Raw genomic sequence first — 3631 nt, 5'->3', positions numbered from 1 at the left:
AGAATATCTGTATGCAGTTCTTGCAGCGTTGAATGCGTCACTTCTTTTTTTCTTAGTTTCTCTATTTATCTGTTTGGCTTGCTGGAAGGCTTCTGAGTTTCTCACGAGATTCATTCTTACCATTGCTTCGTTCAGGCAGGCATTGTACAGTTGTCTCGCTGCTTGAAATCGAGACAGTAGTTCTTTTTGTTGCTTGCTATCTACAACCAATGGAATTTCTGTGATAAATGATGAAGTCCTGCTTTTAGCCAATTACTATAACCTCCAATCAATTTATTCTTAAATTGTATACGATTTTATGAAGACCAAAAATCAACATTAATTAACCTTAATATTGACGGCGGTTAAAACCGCTCGCGTCGATTTTCCGCCCCGCAATAAATTGACGGGGCTACCAATCTCCCGTTATTTTTAGGTGTGGAACCCGCAGATACTTTTCGTACACCTCAAATTTACGCGGTGGTGTTGGGCGTGTCAGTTGCTTAGGATCGACCTCCTATACCTCTTCCGATCCATTAGACTTCGACCATATCTCTTGTGGGATAGGCGTCTCGCCTGTCAAAGAGTTTGTTTTTTGGAGAGATATATTGGAGACTTGACTGTAAAAACGTCCTAAATCTTCGCTCTCGGTTCCGGGAGACAATAATTCTACCACCACATAAGGATGCTGTCCTTCCTGCCAGCTTACATAACTGCGGCGCAGATCTGTACCCTCGTATAGACGCGAGACATTGACCACCAGAAACCAATCTGGACGTTTGTGCCATAAAGGATGCTTGACATTGTAGTAGAGGTTGAGAGCAGAGGCGGTGAAGCAATTCTCGCGGCAGTAGTCGCCCAAGCGCAGGGTTCGGCTTAATAATTGGGGTTGGAGGTCGTGAAATTCATCAGGCAAACCAGGTTCCTCCGGGTATTCGCTGGGTAAATCGTACATCGTCGGCAGAGTTTCTTTGGGCGACAAGGGCGGATCTACTTGCTCAATCAACCTGCGGGGAATCAGCGCCATCGCCACCTCCAATAGAGTTTCAAGCTTAATTCAATATTAATCTATTGCAGGGTGGTCATAGCTAATGGCTAATGGCTAATGGCTAATGGCTAATGGCTAATGGCTCATTGTAAATCTGGAAGTTCCTTCCTATTAGCAATTAGCAATTAGCAATTACCAATTTGAGTTATTATTGAAAAAGTTACTGGGGCTGAAACCAATGAATGAAGCACTAATGGAACAGTTACAGCAGGCTTATCGAGACTTGGATTTGTTCCCGCTGATAGAACCAGAAGACATTGAGCGCTTTCGAGTAGAATACGGTCGCGAAGTACTAATTAGACTCAAGCAAGTAGTTAATGCTTCCGCTGCTGATGGCAAAGTAATTTTTGCGGGACATCGAGGCTGTGGTAAGTCTACCTTGCTCAAACGCTTTTCAGTGGAAATGCAAGAAAAATACTTTGCTGTATTTTTTTCAATTTCTAATTTGATTGAAATCTCTGATGTCAGTCACGTCAATATTTTGTATGCAATTGGCTTGAAGTTACTGAGTGAAGCCACTAAAATTAAGATTCCAGTCTTAGACAGCGTTAAGCGATCGCTCGTAGGTTGGACAACTACAACTAAAAAAGAAACTGCCGAACAGGAAACCAAGTCAGAGATGGCTGTGGGTGCTAACGATATATTTAAACTGATTACCCTGAAGCTGCAACAAGAACGCGCGTTTCGTCAGGAATTAGAACGAACCTATGAGAAAAAGGTGTCTGAGTTAGTCCGCAATATCGATTTATTGGCAGTGTCAATTCAAAATACTACGAAAAAACCCGTATTGGTAATTATTGATGACTTAGATAAGCTGGATTTAAGCGTAATCGAACCGATTTATCGCAATAACGTTAAAGCTTTGTTTTCACCCGGATTTAAAATTGTATTTACGATTCCGATTTCTGCTGTCCAAGATCCGCAAGTAATGGGGGCGCTAAATTCAGAAGGGATTGTCCGACCTCAGTTGTTTCCGGTAATGAAGTTTTACCATCACAAAGATTGTCGCAATCCTGACGCACAGCCGATTAGTAAAAATATTAACCTGTTTCACCAAGTGCTAGAAAAACGCTTTCCGCCTGGACTGTTGCCACCTGAAATCGCCCAGAAAATGGTGTTGCTGACTGGAGGCGTGATTCGGGAATTGGTGCGGATTGGACGCGAGTGCTGTACGGAATGTATGGTGCAGTTGGAAATCGAGCCGGAGCGAGAAAATATGCAAATTGATGATGAAATTTTGACAACGGCAATCCGCAATTTACGCAATGATTTTGCGCGGCAGATTAGTTCGAGTCAGTTGTATGAGACTTTGGTGGAAGTATACAAAACGCTTAAGCCTGCTGAAGGGGAAGCTTTTGTCAAGTTGTTGCACGGTTTGATGGTGCTAGAATATGAGAATGATGCTTTGTGGTATGACGTTCATCCGATTGTGGTTGAGCTTTTGAAGCGGGAAAAGTTGATTGATGGGTAATTGGGAATTGGGAATTGGGAATTGGGAATTGTCAGGGATGAAGGAGTTAGACGCGGATTATCAAAAGGAAAATCAACGCAACTTGCGGAAGCTGATTTTGTCGCTCAAGGCTAGCTTTGGCAAGCTAAATATCTTGATTGCTATTTGCGATAATCGCAGGTATCGAGATGAGGTGATGCAAAAATATGAAACGGAATTAAGAGCGCAAGGAGTTGAATGCTTTCGCGTCCAGATATCTGGGAGTCAACCGAGTCTGAAACAAAGCTTGCAAACGCTTGTCGCCAAAACATCGGAAGCTGAGTTAAATAAGTCATTTGTGGTGACGGTGTTGGGGGCAAGTGAGTTACTCGATCTGCGATTTAGAGAGGAAAAATCAGACCTGGAGCGCTTTTTATTTTCGGTACAATGGACGCGGGAAGCGCTGCGATCTTTTCAGTTTCCGATTGTGTTGTGGGTGACGCAACAAATTGCGGCAGAATTGGCTAAACAAGCGCCGGATTTTTGGAGTTGGCGCGGGGGAGTGTTTGAATTTTTCCAGCCGATGGAGAAGTCTATTAGTTCGCTGGAGTATCGTTCGGAAATCCCCCAACCAATCGAATCGGAAACTGTAACAAATATCGCCGAATTGCAGCAACAGATTGAAAATTTGAAACTGTTAGAACCCGATTCTCCCTTGTTAGGAAGTTTGGATCAGGAACTGGGAAAAACTTACTTCAAGAAAGTACAACAGGGGTTATCTAAATCTCCCCAAACCGACTTGAATTTGGCGATCGCATCTCTCCAACAAGCAATACAGGAATATAAAAAAGCCGATCGCAAGTCAGAATTGGCGTTTTCTCTAGGATGGCTGGGCTATATTCAGAAATCTATCGGCAACTGGAATGACGCTGTTGGGAACTTGCAGCAATCTTTGCAACTGTACGAAGAATTAGAGGATCTCTCTGGTGTAGCTAATGTCTATGGACAATTAGGCGATATCGAACGCAAACGGGGCAATTGGGAGGCCGCTGAGCGTTTGTATCGACAATCGTTGCAATTGCGCGAAGAATTGGGCGATCGCGCGGGGATGGCAAGTTCTTGGGGAGAATTAGGCGATATCGAACGCAATCGGGGCAATTGGGAGGCGGCTGAGC

The 3631-nt window shown here is 43.8% G+C and carries 2 protein-coding genes and 2 pseudogenes; 2 read left to right on the top strand and 2 right to left on the bottom strand.

Features of this window, described 5'->3' with window-relative positions:
- Together MiSe_RS48130 and MiSe_RS48125 are read right to left on the bottom strand one after the other, a co-directional pair.
- Window positions 1-252: pseudogene (locus MiSe_RS48130) on the bottom strand (RNA-guided endonuclease TnpB family protein); the annotation flags it as partial.
- A gap of 349 nt (window positions 253-601) precedes the next feature.
- Window positions 602-1006, bottom strand: a pseudogene (locus tag MiSe_RS48125) (Uma2 family endonuclease); the annotation flags it as partial.
- A 199-nt stretch (window positions 1007-1205) separates the two neighbouring features.
- Between MiSe_RS48125 and MiSe_RS48120 the strand changes: the two are divergent.
- Together MiSe_RS48120 and MiSe_RS48115 are read left to right on the top strand one after the other, a co-directional pair.
- Window positions 1206-2498 (top strand): P-loop NTPase fold protein, encoded by a 1293-nt coding sequence (locus MiSe_RS48120; protein ID WP_226594463.1) that lies wholly within the window; start codon window positions 1206-1208, stop codon window positions 2496-2498.
- A partial coding sequence (locus tag MiSe_RS48115; protein WP_226594460.1) for a tetratricopeptide repeat protein occupies window positions 2491-3631 on the top strand: 1141 nt, incomplete at its 3' end. The genes MiSe_RS48120 and MiSe_RS48115, both read left to right, overlap by 8 nt.

The organism is Microseira wollei NIES-4236 (assembly GCF_020521235.1).
Classification (GTDB): Bacteria; Cyanobacteriota; Cyanobacteriia; order Cyanobacteriales; family Aerosakkonemataceae; genus Microseira; species Microseira wollei.
The sequence above is the reverse complement of the archived record's forward strand: the minus strand, read 5'-3'. Positions and strand labels throughout refer to the sequence as shown.

Coding starts and splice junctions, on each gene's coding strand:
- MiSe_RS48120 (WP_226594463.1), top strand. CDS start 1,206: ATGAATGAAGCACTAATGGAACAGTTACAGCAGGCTTATCGAGACTTG.